Annotated in this window: 13 protein-coding genes and 1 pseudogene; 2 read left to right on the top strand and 12 right to left on the bottom strand. The window is 64.9% G+C overall.

What is annotated here, in order from left to right; all coding sequences use genetic code 11:
* Positions 1 to 62 precede the first annotated feature (62 nt).
* From IE231_RS07435 to glf, 10 genes and pseudogenes are all read right to left on the bottom strand, one after another.
* Positions 63 to 206, bottom strand: coding sequence for a hypothetical protein (locus IE231_RS07435; protein WP_189693290.1), 144 nt, complete (start codon positions 204 to 206; stop codon positions 63 to 65).
* Between the two features lie 98 nt (positions 207 to 304).
* On the bottom strand, positions 305 to 607 hold the full coding sequence (locus IE231_RS07430; RefSeq protein ID WP_189693289.1) for a transposase: 303 nt from the start codon (positions 605 to 607) through the stop codon (positions 305 to 307).
* Between the two features lie 241 nt (positions 608 to 848).
* A pseudogene (locus IE231_RS18545) lies at positions 849 to 977 on the bottom strand (transposase family protein); the annotation flags it as partial.
* Positions 978 to 1,287: 310 nt separating this feature from the next.
* Entirely contained in the window at positions 1,288 to 2,409 is a 1,122-nt protein-coding gene (wecB, locus tag IE231_RS07420; RefSeq protein ID WP_229866559.1) for a non-hydrolyzing UDP-N-acetylglucosamine 2-epimerase, read from the bottom strand.
* A 26-nt stretch (positions 2,410 to 2,435) separates the two neighbouring features.
* The gene (locus IE231_RS07415) at positions 2,436 to 3,527 is read right to left on the bottom strand and encodes a polysaccharide biosynthesis C-terminal domain-containing protein (RefSeq protein WP_189693287.1); all 1,092 of its coding nucleotides are present in this window, start codon (positions 3,525 to 3,527) and stop codon (positions 2,436 to 2,438) included.
* A 6-nt stretch (positions 3,528 to 3,533) separates the two neighbouring features.
* Positions 3,534 to 5,453, bottom strand: a complete 1,920-nt coding sequence (locus IE231_RS07410) for a DUF6541 family protein (protein WP_189693286.1) — start codon at positions 5,451 to 5,453, stop codon at positions 3,534 to 3,536.
* A 93-nt stretch (positions 5,454 to 5,546) separates the two neighbouring features.
* Positions 5,547 to 6,278, bottom strand: coding sequence for an ABC transporter ATP-binding protein (locus tag IE231_RS07405; protein WP_189693285.1), 732 nt, complete (start codon positions 6,276 to 6,278; stop codon positions 5,547 to 5,549).
* A gap of 1 nt (position 6,279) precedes the next feature.
* Positions 6,280 to 7,137, bottom strand: a complete 858-nt coding sequence (locus IE231_RS07400; RefSeq protein WP_189693284.1) for an ABC transporter permease — start codon at positions 7,135 to 7,137, stop codon at positions 6,280 to 6,282.
* Complete coding sequence (locus IE231_RS07395) at positions 7,134 to 9,140, bottom strand: glycosyltransferase (protein ID WP_189693283.1); 2,007 nt, start codon at positions 9,138 to 9,140, stop codon at positions 7,134 to 7,136. The genes IE231_RS07400 and IE231_RS07395 overlap by 4 nt, the downstream gene beginning before the upstream one ends.
* Positions 9,137 to 10,327, bottom strand: coding sequence for a UDP-galactopyranose mutase (glf, locus tag IE231_RS07390; RefSeq protein WP_189693282.1), 1,191 nt, complete (start codon positions 10,325 to 10,327; stop codon positions 9,137 to 9,139). Before glf ends, IE231_RS07395 begins: the two co-directional genes overlap by 4 nt.
* A gap of 128 nt (positions 10,328 to 10,455) precedes the next feature.
* On the opposite strand from glf, the gene IE231_RS07385 reads away from it, so the two are divergent.
* Positions 10,456 to 14,610: an FtsK/SpoIIIE domain-containing protein gene (locus IE231_RS07385; RefSeq protein ID WP_306341559.1), complete on the top strand. Its 4,155-nt coding sequence runs from the start codon at positions 10,456 to 10,458 to the stop codon at positions 14,608 to 14,610.
* A 111-nt stretch (positions 14,611 to 14,721) separates the two neighbouring features.
* Here IE231_RS07385 and IE231_RS07380 read toward each other — a convergent pair whose 3' ends face one another.
* Positions 14,722 to 15,204, bottom strand: a complete 483-nt coding sequence (locus IE231_RS07380; RefSeq protein ID WP_189693280.1) for a hypothetical protein — start codon at positions 15,202 to 15,204, stop codon at positions 14,722 to 14,724.
* 232 nt (positions 15,205 to 15,436) lie between these two features.
* On the opposite strand from IE231_RS07380, the gene IE231_RS07375 reads away from it, so the two are divergent.
* Positions 15,437 to 15,685 carry a WhiB family transcriptional regulator gene (locus IE231_RS07375; protein WP_066498767.1) on the top strand — a complete coding sequence of 83 codons (249 nt, stop codon included), beginning with the start codon at positions 15,437 to 15,439 and terminating at the stop codon, positions 15,683 to 15,685.
* A gap of 99 nt (positions 15,686 to 15,784) precedes the next feature.
* Here the strand turns inward: IE231_RS07375 and IE231_RS07370 are convergent, their stop codons facing one another.
* Positions 15,785 to 17,257 carry a sensor histidine kinase gene (locus tag IE231_RS07370; protein ID WP_189693279.1) on the bottom strand — a complete coding sequence of 491 codons (1,473 nt, stop codon included), beginning with the start codon at positions 17,255 to 17,257 and terminating at the stop codon, positions 15,785 to 15,787.
* Positions 17,258 to 17,327 lie beyond the last annotated feature (70 nt).

Here is a 17,327-nt window from a genome sequence, read left to right as displayed (position 1 = left end):
ACGACAGCGTTACCGCAGGTCAGCAGGCAGTCCTCTCGAAACCGACCGCAAAGTGACCAAACTCAGGTCAGGCGGTCCTGGGCAGCCTGCATCAGCACGGCCAGATCTGCTTCGCCATGCGCGGAGCCCAAATGCTCGAGGATACGCCGGACTCCTGAGCGCTTCTCCACGATCTGCACCGCGGTCGCCCCGGAGGTCGTCTTCACCTTCCGGATGTACGGAGACGCCCCAGAAGGCTAACGGCTAGTGCCCCATTCCAGCACCCGACCCCGACCTGACCCGCGGAAACACTCCAGAACCCGATTCACCTGTGCAAGTCGGGCTTCACGACGTGGAACGCGTCGAGCACCGCCACGGCGTCTTCGAGCTGGTCGTCGATAGCGTTCTTGTAGCCCTGGAAGGGGTCCAGGGCTGCGACCTTCACACCCCTGCGGAAGGCGTCGCCGCGGTCCTTGAGCCAGTCCCGGTAGACCGGCCCGGACCGGCCGGGCACGAGATCCAGCAGCCTGGCCCGGGGCTTCCCGTCCGGGCCGCGGGTGTGGTCCACGATGCCTGTGACCATCCCGGATCCGGGCGGGCCGGTGTGCGACCAGAGATGCTCGTCCACCCCGAGCGCGTCGATCCCGGCAAGCAGTCGAGGATCGGCGAGGCGCCGCCGGGTCTCTGCCGCGACCGGGTCCCAGACTGTGCCCCAGTCGACCCCGAGATGACGGGCCAGTGCCGAGACGGACGTGTCGTCGCGCTCGAGGGCGTCCGTAGCCCAGGAGAATGCCCGGGCGCTGAGCTTGGCCCGCGGGGCCGCGGACGGGTGGGCCTGGCGAGAAGGTCTTCTTCGGGCACGCCGGCTCCGGGCAGCGCCAGATCCTCTTGAGCCATCGGATCCGCACCGGGGCCCCGAAGCAGGGTGTGTCCGCGACGGTGTGGACGCGGCGTCCGTGCCCGACAGCGACGCATCCGCATCCCGGGCACCCGCCCATGTCGGCGTCGGTCTCCACCGTCACCGTCAGGCTGAAGCCCCCGCCTGAATCGTCGGCGCACACGCCGAGCACGTTGCAGGCCGGGGAAATGGAAGAGCGCATCAGCCCGTGCGCACCAGCGCGCACCGGGCCCACAAGTACAGTGGTCCAGGTCGAGGTCTTCTCATCAGATTGCTTGGTCGCTTCTGATCCTGAAGACCTCGACCCCATCAGCCCCGCACCGCCACGCGGACGGATCCCTCAACCATGCTTAGATCCGAAGAGCCACCAAAAGGGAGCTACTTCAAGGGATACAAGCCGCGAATGGGGATCAGTTGACGGCCTGCATGAAGATCCCAGCCCGCCGGTGATGCGTCTTTGCCGTCGATCGAATGAAGTTGACGGTACGCCTAGAAGTGTCGTCGATCTGATAGTCGGTGGGAATGGTGGGACGCCCGTCGACCTTGTATTGGTTCAGTACCATGTCCACGGAGTCGACAATTGTGTCCGCACTCACGCCAGCTGTGATTATTGCAGCGGTGTCGAGCGACTCTGGACGCTCGATGGCATCCCGTAGGGTGATGGCAGGAAATCCGAGAAGTGACGACTCCTCGCTGATGGTGCCACTGTCCGAGAGCACGCACCGCGCCTCCTGTTGGAGGCGGACGTAATCGTTGAATCCGAAAGGTGGGTGAAAGACGACACCCGACTTGAGTCCGTCGGGCTGCGATTCGAGGCGCTTTCGCGTCCTCGGATGGGTCGACACGAGCACGGGAATACCATAAGTCTCGATAAGAGCCTGCAGTGCTACGAGGATCTCGGACAGTCGCTCGGGACTGTCAACATTCTCCTCACGGTGCACACTCACAAGGAAATATTCCCCGCTGCGGAGGCCCTGGCGCTCAAGAACATTCGAATCCGCGATCCCGTTTTGGTTACCGGTTAGCACTTCCTTCATAGGCGACCCGATAAGAAGAATGCGGGACGGGTGAATACCTTCTGAGAGCAGATTGCGACGGGCGTGCTCCGTGTATACGAGGTTGTAGTCGGAGACATGGTCAACGAGTCGTCGGTTGGTCTCCTCCGGCACGTTCTCGTCGAAGCAGCGGTTCCCGGCCTCAAGGTGGTACACCGGAACACGCAGACGCTTAGCCATAAGGGCCGAAATGCAGCTATTCGTATCCCCCAGCACGACCATGGCGTCCGGGCGTTCGGCCAAGATCACCCCCTCGACCCGGCTGAGGATCGAACCGAGTACTGCACCCAGCGAGCTAGTGTCGGCTTCGAGGAAATGATCCGGGCGCCGAAGGCCGAGGTCTTCGAAGAAGACCTCGTTCAGTTCGTAGTCGTAGTTCTGGCCAGTGTGGACCAGGACGTGATCGGTCGCCTCGTCGAGTCGCTTGATGACGGCGGCAAGCCGGATGATCTCCGGCCGGGTACCGACAACGGTCATGACTTTCAGCTTGCCTCTAGGCGCGCTCATACTTCCTCCGGAATCGTGTCAGGTGACGCTGGATCGTAGATTTCGCTGATCCAGAACATGGTAAACAGGGGGTCTGAGCCAGTATTCGTGATCTTGTGTGTCCACATCGTTGGCATATCGATCGCAACAGGCTCGTCGCCATTCACGTTGTAGGTGTACACTTTATCATCGAACATTCGCCGAACAGCAATCTCGGCGTGCCCGCTCAATACGGTGAAACGCTCGATCTTGCGTCGGTGGTAATGCTGCCCGCGTGTAATGCCGGGCACGGTCGTCGAAAACGAGGACTGTCCCTCGCCGCCCCTGCTCCTCACGACTTCGAAGAAGGAACCGCGTGAATCTGCATGCCGCGTCAATCGAATTGGAAGCTTCTCGCCGACCAAAAACGATCGGTAGGTATTAAAGAGATCGCGGTCGAAGGGGTCGTGAATATCCGGAATGGTTCCGTCTTTGTAGACGTTCGCGAGGTTCTGAAGCTTCTCTGCGGCGCCACTCACAGACAGAGTACGCACATGATCATCCATGCGATTGATCGACAACTCACCGAGCATGACCTCAGCTGCCCTCTGGGCGTGGAGGAAACGCAGCTCCTTGTCCTGATGGATCGCGGGCGCGAGACCCCGCGCGACGAGGTCGCAGAATGTCGCGAGGACGGAGTTGTACTGTGGCCGGCCATGCTCGCCAAAGATGTTCGGAAGGTGCGCATTGATATAGGAGGCTCCGACCGCGCGCGCTGTTTCCCCGAGTAGGTCTCCCGCCGATTCCTTAGCACCACCGTAAACGGTGCCGTTCCCGGACTGGACAGAATTCGAGAAGGCGATCCGCAGAGGCGGCGAGCTGGCAGATACCACCGCATCTGAAACCTGACGCGCCGCAACCCGGTTGCCCTCCTTTACCTCGTCGTCGGTTCCGCGGTTCACTCCCGCTAGGTGCACGAGCAAGTCGGCACCGTCAACGGCTGAACGGGCTGCCGCCGCGTCGAAACTGGGGCCAAGCCGAATCGGCACGACGCTATGGCCGAGACTATGAGCGAGGACACGCGTGTGCCAGCCAAGGAATCCTCGTGCACCAGTGAGCGCAATCTTCATTTCCACCTACCCTTGGTCACCGCACGCCGTGATGCGGAGTAGTTTGGCTGTTCCTTGTTGATCAACAAGCTGGGCTACCCCCGCCTGCACTAGATGGTCAAGACCTCTTACCCCGTGGTCTCCCCCGTGCACTTCTTGATGGCCGAAATCCAAGACATATGTGATATGCAAGCTTCTCACCGCCTTGCACACCGTCGGATCGGACTTCGCTTCATTCAGATGCTCGTACACAGTTGGGAGGCCGGACGGAATCTCACTAAGAATGTGCGCTTGGACCACTCTGCGATCGGCAATCGCGTACGCGAGAGAACTTCCGTTCCAAGGGTTCCCCACGAGGAGAGAATTGGGCGGGGTGTCCTTTGCCAAGCGCCTGAGGAGCGCCATCTCGTCGGTAGACACCAGCGGCGCGGTAGGCGTGAGGGCGTACGAGACCGCGGCCGTCTTGGCGGCGTCGCGGATCGACCCTGTTTGGACCGCCGCCACCGAGAGGACGATCGCTACCACTGCTAACACAGGGACCAGAATGTCGCTTGAGGCGTGATGGTTCCGGACCCAGTACTTGCGGACCAGGAACATGCTGCGGTCCCAGATCCAGACGCCCCCCGCCACAGCTAGGGGAATGCCGACGACAGGAAGTAGTGCAGCCAACCGGGGAGGGTCGTTGTAGTACACACCGGTCAAGGCTGTTCTGAAATTCCCGAAGGGGACGCCTGCCACGACGACAAACAACGTCCCGATCACTGCATACACTCCAAGGAACCACCGGTGCCGGGCTGTCCGAGCAACCCATACAATGCCGGCGATGGCCAGGATCGCTGGTAGCCATGTCGGTGGCCTGCCGATTCCGGAGAGGGCGAGGACCTCGCCAACCGCTTGTCCCACGGTTTCGACAGGGGCCCACGTCGCAGCTGACATTGGGGGCCGGATTAGATACCACGCAGCCGCAACGGCGATAAGCCCACCCAAGAGAACGCCGATCGGCAGGAACCACCCTCGAGTCAGACCGCCGCGCCGCCGCCACCATCTAGCCCAAACAACGAGGAAAATGGGCACCGACACAGCAAGGAGAGTCATTAGGCTGTTGGGGTGCGCCAAAGCGAGCCCGGGAACGCTCATCACGAGCAGCAACCCGGCCATGCGACGGCGCGGCTCAGATTCGGCTCCAATGCCGACTGCCCTCACCAACAAGGCGATAGCCGCCGGAAGAAGCGCGGTGCCTAGGAAATTCGGGTAAAGAACGCCGAAATCGAGTAGCAGGATAGGAAACGCACCAAAACCTGTTGAGAAAACGGCCGCCAGCCAGAGAACGGAAGGCCGTCTTCCCATCACAGAGGCTGTCAACGCCATAATCGAAAGGGGCCACACCAGGCACCCGATCACAAGGTTGACCACATTGGTCGCAACGGTAACCTCGGACCCGAAACCGGCAACGATCGCTACGATGCCATGCCAAGCCGCAGGATAAAAGCCGCCGCCCGTAAGCGTCGAGACAAATATCGACGACGCGTTTCCGGTATCAACGATGTATCGGACAGCGTTGAGGTGGAAGACGTTGTCGAAAGTCTGCGAGATGGACTCCGGATTTCCGAACACATATAGGAGGCGGCGTCCAATGAGCACGGCAGCCAATGCAAGAGCCGCTCCACCGGACGCCCAGCGGCCCCACAAGCCACCTTCCAGACTACCGGTCGGTGCCCGATGAAGCGGCAACTTCCGTGCCACCAAACGACACGCAAGCACTGCGACAATCGTCGCTAGCGCGATGGGAATAGCCGACCATGTCAACCCGATCCACGGCGCCACTAGGGCCGCCAAGGACGCTACTGACACTGAGATAGGCGCAGCGAATGCAACCAGCTGGAGGCCCCTGAGGCGGGCAGCCAGTCCAACGATCACTCCCGGAACGAACATCACGGCGACAGCCATAATGACGGCCGGAACGGTTGACCACCAGCTCAACCGAAACCCTCCCTAAAGCTTGTTCTCGAGCCCGATGGGGCCGCTCCGAATTGGAGCCTATCAAATCGTGCTACGCATGACCTCGACGGCTCTCTCGATGTTTCCGTCGTACTGAATCCTTCCGCGTTCGAGCAGGATGCCGCGTTCGCAGATCTGCTTCACCAGTTCGAGGTCGTGACTGACAACGACCAGCGTCTTGCCCTCAGCGGAGAGTTCCTTGATCTTGGCGATGCACTTCCGTTGGAAGGGTTCGTCCCCGACGGCAAGTATCTCATCGACGAGGAAGACCTCAGGGTCGGTATGGACGGCGACTGAAAACGCCAGCCGGAGATACATTCCCGAGGAATAGAACTTCACCTCGGTATCGATGAATTCGCCGATCTCGGAGAACTCCACGATGGAGTCGAAGCGCTCCTTAATCTGTTCTTCCGTCATCCCCAGGATCGCGCCATTGAGGTACACATTGTCGCGACCCGTGAGGTCATGGTGGAATCCAGCGCCAACCTCAATGAGGCCGGCGACGCGCCCGCGCGTGAGGACGCTGCCTGAATCTGGCGTCATGACTCCGGAGATGTGCTTGAGCAACGTCGATTTTCCGGATCCGTTGAAGCCGAGAAGCGCCACGCTCTCGCCTTGCTCCACGCTCAAAGACACGTCGTGCAGCGCGAAGAACTTGTGACTCAAGTCACCCTTCCGCCCGGTGAGCAGCCAGACAAGCGCTTCCTTGAGCGAACGGGTGTGGCGAAGCACGAATTGTTTGCTGATATTGCGGACGTCAATCGCGGTTGCCACGTCAGAGCTCCTGGGCGAAGCGGCCCTCAAGCCGCCGGAAGGTGAATTGTCCAATCAGGACCACGGCGACAGATATGAGGATTCCCACCGGGAGCCAGAGGCTCAGCAGATTCGGGGGCAGCTCTGCAGTGCCCGATGTCGTCGGATACCAGAATGCGTAGTGGAAGATCTCGACGGCTATGGTGATCGGATTAGCCTGGTAGATGGCAAAGAAACCTGCACCTGCCGTGTTGCGGACCATCGTCCAGACGTAGAGGACTGGGGACGCCCACGTCACGACCATGAGAAGCAGGTCGACGATGTTCTCGAAGTCGCGGAAGTAGACGTTGACCGCTCCGAAGAATAGGCCGAGACCCGTCGCGAGCAGCGCCACGATGACGAAGGCTGCGACCGCGGCCGCAAGCTGCAGAAGCGATGGGTGCCAGCCAGAGAAGACGCACGCGACAACCAGGACGACGAGCTGCGGGAAGAAGTGCACGCCGGATACCCAGACGGAGGCCACAGGGAAGAGCTCCCGGGGGAGGTAGATCTTCTTAATCAGGCTGCCGTTGCCCACGATCGAGCGGGCAGCGTTTCCGAGCGCCTCCGTGAAGAAGTTGATCAGGATGATGCCCGAGAAGAGGTACACGGCGTAGTTCTCAGTGCCCTTATTGAGCCCTAGGAATACTCCCAGAGCGAGATAGAAGACCAGAAACTGTACTCCGGGCTTCACATACGACCACAGGAGGCCGAGGACAGAGCCACGGTAGCGGACTTTTAGTTCCTTGCGGACGAGGAGCTTGAGCAGGAACGATGAGCGGAATGCGTCAGTGAGGCCTGAGCCCACTCCTGGCCGCACCAACCCGGAGGGAGTGCTCACCGCGAATCGCTCAGCGTATGCTCATCGAACGTCTTCTTCCATGACTCGATCGAGGTCAGATCGTCCAAGGCGCTCTTGTACTCTGCTGCGAGTGAGCGCCACCGTGCGAGAAGCTGTCCATGCAGCTTGGCGCTTTCGGCGAGCATGCGGCGCATGACGCGGGGGTCGCGCTTGTACCAGGACGCGCCCGTGCCCTCGGCGTTCGAGACCACGGCGGAATCGTACTGCGACATACGCCACCACTTATTGTCCATATGCGGGACGTTTGCCTGAGGGCGGTCCTTGCTCGTTTCGACAACCGGCTTGACGAGCTGGCGTGCCACGGTCTTGAGCGCCCAGGGCACGAGAACGGTCTTGCGTGGCTGGCTGAATCCTTGTCCATGCCTCGGCGGCTTTGCCATGCGCGGTGCGGGGAACTCGTCGGGGTCAGGCTTGAACACTGAATCCGTATGCTCCGAGAGCATCTTCCGGATCTCGGGCAGCTTCGTCTCGAGAAGCCCGCGCAGTGAGCCCGGCCCTCTGAGCAGATCCCGAAGGGCCCACTCCCGGCCTTGAACCGTTGCATACTGCATCGAGACGAGATGCTTGATGTCGTCCTGCTGAAGCTCTCGGATCACACGGCCGCCGAGCTCATAGGGGCTGTGGAGCAGGGCGGTCAGAGCCCGATTACGCGTGTGGAAGTACGCCTGCCATCCGACCAGGTCGTCTTTGTCGATCCACGAAACATGCCATACTGCAGCACCGGGCAGAGAAACTGTCGGGAAACCGCGCTCCTTGGCACGCAGTCCGTACTCGGCGTCGTCCCATTTGATGAAGATTGGCAGCGACAGGCCGATTTCGCGGATGACCTGTGTGGGGATCAGGCACATCCACCAGCCGTTGTAGTCGACATCGCAGCGGCGGTGCAGCCATGGCGTCTGGCGGAGGTTCGAGGTGAGGAAATCGTGGCCGAGCTCCATCTGGTCGCTCGGCAGGGCCGGCTGGATCCGGTATGGATTGACAATCTCGCCGAACGTGTGAAGCACCGTCCGGTTGAAAAGGTCGAACATGTGGCCGCCGACGAGAGTCGGCGTCTTGCAGCGGTCCCCGAAGGTCAGGAGCCGGAGAATGCTCTCCGTCTCGACAACGATGTCGTCATCCATGAGCAGGACGTAGTCACTGCCGTTGGCCACAGCCTCGTACATGCCCCGCGAGAAGCCGCCTGAGCCGCCCAGATTTCTCTGCTCGATGATCCGGAGCCGGCCGCCCAGCTGTGCCTTGACCTCATCGAACCCCTCAGCTTCAGCAACCTTCTGGGTGCCCTGGTCCACGATCAGGATCTCCTGAAGCGCCTCGAGCGCCTCGCTGTCCTGCGAGAGAAGGCGGAGGTTGTTGAGGCAGAAGTCCGTCTTGTTCAGGGTTGTGATTTGAAGCGTCACGCTGCCCCGCCGTGGTGCGGGACCTGGCGCCTGCCATTCTGCGCGGCTGATCTCCACCGGTTCAGACCCCGCGACGACATCGAACCAGTACCACCCGCCGTCGCCGAACGGCTTGAGCGACAGGTTGAAGGTCGTCGTCGCCTCGCCCTCGACGCGCTGTGAGTCAACGCGCTGGAGCGAGCCACGGGAGTTCGACTTGTAGACGACGACGGCGCCCTCGCCCGCCGTTGTGATGCTCAGCCGGACCGAGTCGACGTTTGTCCAGCGTCGCCAGTAGCTGGCCGGGAAAGCGTTGAAGTAAGTGCCGAATGACACCCGGTCGCCCGGCCGGACATTCATGGAAAAGCGGGAGACCAAGTCTTCGGAGTGCGCCTCGCGTGCAGGGCTGCTGATGGTGCGGGGCCTGCGCTCGCGATCGCCGGTGTCTCCGGTGGTCGGCAGCTGGACACCGGCAGCGGCGCCCATATCCACATAGAGCGGGATCGTGTCCATCTGCTCCTGCGGCGGCAGGATGACACGCTGGAGCGTCTGCCACTCCTGTACGGACTCTTCGCTCACAGCCTCTTGAACGTCAACCGCCGTCATGCGTCCACTCCTCCACTGACCAGCGCCTCGCCCTTGGCGAAGTGCGGCTTGATCTTGTTCTCGTACATCGACAGGGCCGAGCCGATGGCCATGTGCATGTCCAGATATTTGTAGGTCCCGAGCCGGCCGCCAAACAGCACGTCCTTCTCAGCGTTCGAGAGATCGCGGTAGGCGAGAAGCTTGGCGCGGTCGCCCTCGGTGTTGATCGGGTAGTACGGCTCGTCGCCCTTCTCCGCGAAGCGGGAGAACTCCCGCATGATGACCGTCTTCTCCGTCTGGTAATTGCGCTCAGGGTGGAAATGGCGCGGCTCGATGATGCGGGTGAAGGGCACGTCCGGGTCGTTGTAGTTCACCACGGAGGTTCCCTGGAAGTCGCCGGTCGGCAGGACCTCCTCCTCGAAGTCGATGGTGCGCCAGGAGAGGTCGCCCTCGGCGTAGTCGAAGTATCGGTCCACCGGCCCCGTGTAGATGACCGGGACATTGCCCACAACGTTGCCCTTGCTCAGGGGCTGCGACTCATCGAAGAAGTCGGTGTTGAGCTCGACCGTGATGTTCGGGTTGTCCGCCATGCGCTCGATCCACGCGGTGTAGCCCTGCGTCGGCAGGCCTTCGTAGGTGTCGTTGAAGTAGCGGTTGTCGTACGTGTACCGCACCGGGAGCCGGGAGATGATTCCGGCTGGCAGGTCCTTGGGATCCGTCTGCCACTGCTTGCCTGTGTAGTGCTTGATGAACGCCTCGTAGAGGGGGCGGCCGATCAGCTGGATTCCCTTGTCGTTGAGGTTCTGGGGATCCGTCCCAGCCAGCTCACCGGCCTGCTCGGAGATCAGCGCACGCGCCTCCGCCGGCGAGTAGTTGGCCCGGAAGAACTGGTTGATCGTGCCCAGGTTGATCGGCAGGGGGAAGACCTCCCCCTTGTGCACGCCATAGACGCGGTGGACGTAGTTCGTGAAGGTCGTGAACTGGTTGACGTAGTCCCAGACCTTCTGGTTCGAGGTGTGGAAGAGATGCGCGCCGTAGCGGTGCACCTCGATTCCGGTTTGCTCCTCGGTCTCGCTGTATGCGTTGCCGCCGATGTGGTGGCGCCGGTCGATCACCGCAACCTTGAGGCCCAGCTCGCTGGCTGCCCTCTCTGCCACGGTGAGGCCGAAGAACCCGGAACCGACGACGACAAGGTCTGCAGCAGTCAAGATCACTCCTGTTGTTAGGCAAGGTAACGGGCCGCGAGCGCTCGTGGGCCCGCCAGCCCACCATCCAGACTACCGGAGGCAGCAGAGCTGCCCCGAATCACTCCACTGCCGGAGGCAGAGTTATCCACATGGAGTGGAGTGGGACACCTGTCCTCCCACATCGCGCCCTACGCTTGGCGCAGCGGCCGGCGCCCCCGGCCGTCTCCGACGGGGGGACCATGGAACTGCACTGTACTGTTATCTCTCTCACACCGCCTCAGGGGTCTTCTGAGCCAGTATCCCGACGACGCGAAATCGTCGTCTCGGCCCCCGTTGGCGCGCACGGGTCTGAGCTGGCCAAGGCATTGGCCTGCACTGTGGGAACAAGCCGATTCACAGTGGGAGGGGTCTCCCTCGACAGGCTCCAGATCGGTGATCCCCCGTTGACAGGGGGCGCGATCCTCGTGGCCGGCGCTCACCCCTCCCGACCGGACGCTCCTCCCCCGCTCGCGCTCGCGGTGCAATCAGGGCCCGCCGCGGGCACCGTGCTCCCCCTCAGGCGAGGAACCACCCGTCTGGGCCGGGTATCGAGGGGCACCCATGGCGTCATTTCACTCCACGACCCTGACCTCTCCAGGGATCACGCGGAGATGGAGGTGACCGATTCGGGCGTCGTACTTCGCGATCTCGGCAGCGCGAACGGCGTGTGGCTCCAGGGCCAGCGGATCGAACACTCCCACCTCGCCACGGGCCAAGCGTTCCGGATCGGTTCGAGCACCTGCACGGTCGAATTCGCGTCCGACCGCCCTCTGCTCGACCCCAGGGCGGGATCCGGCCGCCCGGCACCGCTGCGGGTGGAAAGGCACCCTCCCCCAGCGCGTCGGGTCGCCATCCTCACGATGGCCGTCCTGCCGCTCCTGATCGGGGTGGGAATGGCCCTCCTGACAGGCATGTGGGTATTCCTCGCCTTCACGGCCGTCTCGGCGATCTCGCCGCTGATCCCCCTCTTTGAGGGTCGCTCCGCCCGCCGTGACTTCGCCCGCAGGCTGGCAGAAGCGGCCGCCGACGACGGGGTGCGCCGTCTCAGCACCTCACCCCACCTGGGAATTCTCGCGCGCACCGCCGGAGTGGCTCGCGGAACCGCCCCATCTCCCGAGGACCGCGTGGCCCGGCCGGCAGGCAGCGGGGACAGCGATGCCGCGCCAATTCACCTGCGGCTCGGGACGACGGATATGCCGGCGAATATCGTGATCGAGCCCGGCTCACCGCAGTCACCCCAGCCGCCCGTCCTCAGAGATGCGCCCTTCACCGTTCCCCTGCAGGGCAGCCTCGCGATCGAGGGAGCTCAGGCGGAGGTCCAGGCCATGCTGCGGTCAATTTTGCTCCAGCTCGCCGTCGTGCCGGCGGCCTCGCGGCTGCGGGTGCTCGTCGTTGGCGGTGAGGACGGCATCAGGCTTGCCGCCCGCTACCTGCCGCGCGTCCGTCTCCTGCCCGCTGGAGCTCGCGCAGAGCGCCTTCTCGCCGCGGCCGAACGCTGCGCACCAGTAGCTGTCATAGCTCTCCCCTCCGCTGAGTCGGATGCGGTCCTCGCCGCAAGCGCCGCCGGATGGCCCGTTGTGGCTGCCGCCGAGGCGGCGGGCCCGGCCCCCGACGCCGTGGTGCGCCTCGGCGCTGGTTGTGCCTGGTTCAGCTCCGCAGGGCAGGCGTCATCCTTCGCCCCCGACCTCATGCCCAGCCAGGCGTTTGAGACAGCTGCTCGACACGCAGCCCAGCAGGTGGCGGCGGACGACGACGCCGGGATCCCCGAGCGCTGTGGTCTCGACGAAACCGTCCCTCGTGACGCCGACGGCATCGCGGCAGCCTGGACCCGCACTGCTCGTCAACCGGGACTCCGCATTCCGCTCGGACGGAGCGACGGCGGCCGAGTCAGCCTTGATCTCGTCGCCGAGGGACCCCATCTCCTCGTGGCGGGAACGACGGGCTCCGGCAAGTCCGAACTCCTGCGCAGCCTCATCGCTGTGACGGCGGCGCTCCACGCTCCGACTGAGGTGACGTTCCTGTTCCTCGATTTCAAGGGCGGGTCGGGGCTGGGCCCGCTCACCGGGTTGCCACACTGCGTCGGGCTGGTGACCGATCTGGCTGAAGGAGGGATGGATCGCACTCTGGCCTCCCTTCGGGCAGAGCTCAGACGCCGCGAGCGGCTCCTCGCGGCGGCCCAAGCGGCCGACCTCACAGACTACGCCCGGCGCGGCGGCGACGGGCTGCCGCGCCTCATGATCGTCGTGGACGAGTTCAGGGTCCTCGTCGAGGAGTCAGCTGAGGCCCTCGCCGAGCTCATGCGGATCGCGACCGTGGGCCGTTCGCTCGGCATGCACTTGGTCATGGCCACGCAGCGGCCTCAGGGCGCGATCTCCGCGGACATCCGGGCGAATGTCACGACGAGCATCGCGCTCCGCATGCAGAACGAGGGAGAGTCGAGAGATGTCATCGGCAGCCCCCTCGCGGCAAGGATCCCCGTGCGACTCCCCGGCCGCGCCTATCTTTCTGTAGGCGGCGGGGAGCCTGTTGAGTTCCAGTCGGCGTCGCTCACCGTGACAGCGGTCGATGGGCGGCAGAAGGACGTGTGTGTCGCCGATGCATTGTCCTGGCTCGATCGCGAGGTCGGGTCGCATGAGGAGGTGCCGGCCGACCCAACGCCCGCGGAAGCAGGCGCGTCAATCGTCGCCGCCGCCGTCGAAGCGTGGGACCGCGTCGCGGGGACGCCTGTACGGACTCCGGTCGCCCCGCCCCTTCCCGAGTCTCTGGCCTGGGGAACGGCACCGTCGGCGCGTGAGGCCGGCAGGCAAGACCCAGACGAGGTACAGCTTGGCGTCGCGGATCTTCCGCACGAACAACGGACAGCGGCCTTAGGCTGGTCGGCCGAGCGGCACGGGCATCTGGCCTTCGTCGGCCCATCCGGATCAGGAGCGGCAGAGGCGTTGGCCACGACCGCCGTGCAACTCGTCGAGGGCGTTCCCCTCCGGCACCTCTACATCCTCGACGGCGACGGCTCGCTCGCGTTCATCAGGGACCATCCCCGCGTCGGCTCATGGGTGGGCATCGGCGAGCCGAGGCGGGCGGGACGCGTACTCGCCCGACTGGGGGAAGAATGCGCGCAGCGAGTTGGTCGCGGAGGCGTCGAGCGCTGCACGTCGCTTGTCCTGATCGTCACAGGTTGGGGGACGTGGACCTCCTCCTTCAGGTCAGGCCCGCTTGCCTGGGCCGAGGAAGCACTGGGCAGCCTAGTCCGCGACGGCGCCTCCGCAGGTGTGACCGTCATCGCTGGCGGGCACCGCGAGCTCTCGTCATCCCGTGCGTTCGGCGGAATGCCCGCACGCCTCTTCTTTCCAGTCGGTGCGACGGAAGAGGCACGGCTGGCATGGCCGCGGCTTCCAGCAATGCCCTCGCTGTCGGGTCGCGCAGCAGCGGCCGGAACCCTCGCACCGGAAGCAGCGTGCGCGGTCCAGTGCTACTCGGAGCCACCCACCGCAGCGGGCGCCCTGCTGAGCCAACTCGGAGGCACGCGGCCGGGACAGCACCGACCACGGCGTGCTGCGGCAGGGCCCCGGCCTTTCCGGGTAGATCCTCTTCCCCAGCTCGCTCTGGCAGAGGAGATAGCCGCGCTGGCGGCCAAGGATAGCGCGGTGGCGGGGGCCCGAGACACGCGGCTCGTGGTCGGCCTTGCGGGCGATGAGGTGCGTCCGCTCTCCCTCCGGCTCGGCTCGGGGGAAGCGCTCCTTGCGCTCGGAGGGCCGGGCACCGGCAAGAGCGCCTTCATGGTGGCACTGCCCCGGATGAACCCGCACGTGGAATTCGTCGCTCCCCTGCCCGGGGATCGGCTCCCCGCTTGGGAGCGCCTGCTCGCAAGCATTACCGACCGCTCCCCAAGGGGAGGGCCTGCACCGGTGGTCCTCGTCGACGACGCCCACTGGCTCGCCCCAGAGGAGGACGTCCTGCTCGCCCAGCTGCTCGACGCCGGCGCCTCGGTCGTTGCGGCGGCACCGCCGGGCCAGAACCTGACAGCGCGGTCGCAGGTCGCTCTGCGAGCGCGGTATGGCGGAACGGGCCTGCTCCTGCAGCCGCGCGGAGCGAGCGACGGCGACTTCTTCGGTGTCCGCGTCGAGGTGCCCTCAGCAGTCGTTCCGGGAAGAGCGGTCGTCCTCGTCTCAGGCACCCAGATTGAGGCGCAGCTCGGGCTCGCTCCGGAGAGCCTCAGCCCCGCGAGGCCCCCGAGCCCCGCGACTTCCCACCCCGGCCACACCTGACCCAGCTTCCGCGCACCCAACGACTCGTTCCTGCTGCCGCGCGGTGAGCCGCCTCCGGCCCAACTCCGGACCGTGATGCGCCGATCTGACTCCTCCCCGACGCGGGGGCTACTACCTGCGGCCCCGCCCGCCAGGTCCGGGCTCCCCAGTCTCAGACGAATTCCCCCGCGAACGAGGCGGCCCGCTCCCCTGCGTGATCGACAGAACTCTCCGTTCGAACAGCAGGATGAGCGCGGCCGCCGCAGGGATCAGGATGGCGAGCCCGAAGCCGACCACGCCGCTCGTGAGGGTGGGTACCCCGATAGTCAGCGCGAAGAGCTGGGTCACCAGCACTGCAGAGCGCGGCCACCGCCTGCCGCGCCACAGCGAGAGCCCGGCTGTAGCGAGCCATGCAGCAAAGGCAGCAAGCAGCACGAGGGTGAACGCGGCTCCTCCCGGCGACGTCGCTGCGGCGCCGGCCACTAGCGAAACCAGGTAGAACACCGCGAATCCAGCGAGCACGGCTGCTTCGAGGAGAACGATGGCCACGAGCGCGACGAGGGTCCACGGACGGGACGACGGGCCCGCAGGGGAAGGCGGTTGTGTGGGTGGCACACCGGCACGATACCCTGTGCGGCTCGAAGACCCGTGCGTCGACCATGGGGCGATGTGATGCATACCTCGCCGCACCGGCGCGAATCCTCGCCCGGACCCCTTGTTTACACCAAGTTAACGTGACAACCTTAACGGAGTTGACCGCGGGGCCAGATCGGCCCCTTTGCTTTGGACGGCCTCGTGAATCTTTTCACAAGCTGCTGTCCCCTCAGAATGGAGTTGCTCTTCAACCATGGATTGGCGTGACCGCGCGGCCTGCCTCGACAAGGACCCCGAACTCTTCTTCCCCGTGGGGAACACCGGGCCGGCCCTCCTGCAGATCGAAGAGGCCAAGAGCGTCTGCCGCCGCTGCCCGGTTGTGGACACCTGCCTTCAGTGGGCCCTCGAGAGCGGCCAGGACGCTGGCGTGTGGGGTGGAATGAGCGAAGACGAGCGCCGTGCCCTCAAGCGGCGCGCCGCCCGCGCCCGCCGCGCGTCTTGATTCGTCCCTCCTGACGGGGCCATCCTCGTCAGACCCGAGCCTCCGTGTCCGCCAGCCGAGCTGGTGGCAACGGAGGCTCCTTCCGTGTCAGGGGCCGGCTCATTCCTGACCCGGCCTCAAGACGATCCGGACAACGGTCCCGCCCCCCTCGCGCCGGTGCCAGTCGATCGAACCGCCCAATTCGCTGGTGACGAGCGTCCGGACAATCTGCAGGCCCAGCCCCTCGTGGCGCGAACCCGCCGGAGCCAGCCCGACGCCGTCGTCCTCCACCGTGACCTCCAGCACCTCGCTGCCACTCGCATCCCGGTGCCGGTTTGCGGTGAGCCACACCGTGCCCGACCGCTGGGCGAGGCCATGCTCCACGGCGTTCGTCACGAGCTCATTGATGACGAGGGCGAGCGGGGTGGCGAAGTCACTGGGCAGGTCCCCGAATTCGCCGCGGCGCTGGGTGGCCACGTGCTGGCCTTCGGTGGCGACCTCCGCGGACAGGCGGAACTGGCGGCCGATGAGCTCGTCGAAGTCGACCGTCTGGGTGAGACCCTGCGAGAGCGTCTCGTGGACGAGGGCGATCGTCGCCACCCGGCGCATCGCCTGCTCGAGCCCCTGTTTGGCCTCCTCGCTCTTCATGCGCCGCGACTGCATGCGCAGGAGCGCCGCCACCGTCTGGAGGTTGTTCTTGACCCGATGGTGGATCTCCCGGATGGTTGCATCCTTCGTGACGAGCTCCATCTCGCGCCGCCGGAGCTCGGACACGTCGCGGCACAGCACCAGAGCGCCGAAGCGCTCATGCTCGTCCCGCAACGGAATGGCGCGCAGGGAGAGACTCACGCCGCGGGACTCGATCTCGCTGCGCCACGGCATCCGCCCCGTCACCACGAGCGGGAGCGTCTCATCGACGAGGCGACGGTCCTTCAGCAGTCCGGTGGCGACCTCCGCGAGGGAACGCCCCTCGAGGGATTCCACGCCGCCGAGGCGCCGGAAGGCCGAGACTCCATTCGGGCTGGCGTACTGGACGATGCCCTCGGCGTCCAGCCTGATCAGGCCGTCGCCTACGCGTGGAGCCCCGCGGCGCGAACCAGTCGGCGACGCGAAGTCCGGCCAGAGGCCCAGGGTCCCCATGCGCAGGAGGTCGTAGGCGCATTGCCGGTAGGTGAGCTCGAGGCGGCTCGGCATCCGGGAGCTCGACAGGTCCAGATGCGAGGTCACGACGGCGAGGGTCCTGCCGTTGCGGACGAAGGGCACCGCCTCGACGCGCAGGGCCATCTCCGAATTGAAGCTCGTGTCGTGGTGCCGCTCGATCGACTGGCTCTCCCAGGCCCTGTCGACGAGCGGCTTGAGGTCGGACCGGATGCGCTCCCCCACGAAATCCGCATGGAAGACGGTATGGGTGGTCGACGGGCGGACGTGGGCGAGGGCGACGTAGCCGTCCTCGGGATCCGGGAACCACAGCGCCAGATCGGCGAAGGCGAGGTCGGCAACCAGCTGCCAGTCGCCGACGAGCAGATGGAGCCATTCGGCGTCCCCAGGACCGAAATCCGCGTGTTCCCTGATCGGGTCCGTGAAGATGGCCACCTGTACCGCCTCGCGTTGTGGGATCGGCCGGCGCACGGCACGCCTCGGGGCGCCGCACCGGGCCGCGGAG

Source organism: Sinomonas cellulolyticus, from assembly GCF_014656475.1.
GTDB lineage: Bacteria > Actinomycetota > Actinomycetes > Actinomycetales > Micrococcaceae > Sinomonas > Sinomonas cellulolyticus.
Note: the sequence above shows the minus strand (reverse complement) of the source record. Positions and strands in the feature narration are given on the sequence as shown.

Coding starts and splice junctions, on each gene's coding strand:
- wecB (WP_229866559.1), bottom strand. CDS start 2,409: ATGACCGTTGTCGGTACCCGGCCGGAGATCATCCGGCTTGCCGCCGTC.
- IE231_RS07385 (WP_306341559.1), top strand. CDS start 10,456: ATGGAGTGGAGTGGGACACCTGTCCTCCCACATCGCGCCCTACGCTTG.
- IE231_RS07395 (WP_189693283.1), bottom strand. CDS start 9,140: ATGACGGCGGTTGACGTTCAAGAGGCTGTGAGCGAAGAGTCCGTACAG.
- IE231_RS07375 (WP_066498767.1), top strand. CDS start 15,437: ATGGATTGGCGTGACCGCGCGGCCTGCCTCGACAAGGACCCCGAACTC.
- IE231_RS07415 (WP_189693287.1), bottom strand. CDS start 3,527: ATGAAGATTGCGCTCACTGGTGCACGAGGATTCCTTGGCTGGCACACG.
- IE231_RS07410 (WP_189693286.1), bottom strand. CDS start 5,453: ATGGCTGTCGCCGTGATGTTCGTTCCGGGAGTGATCGTTGGACTGGCT.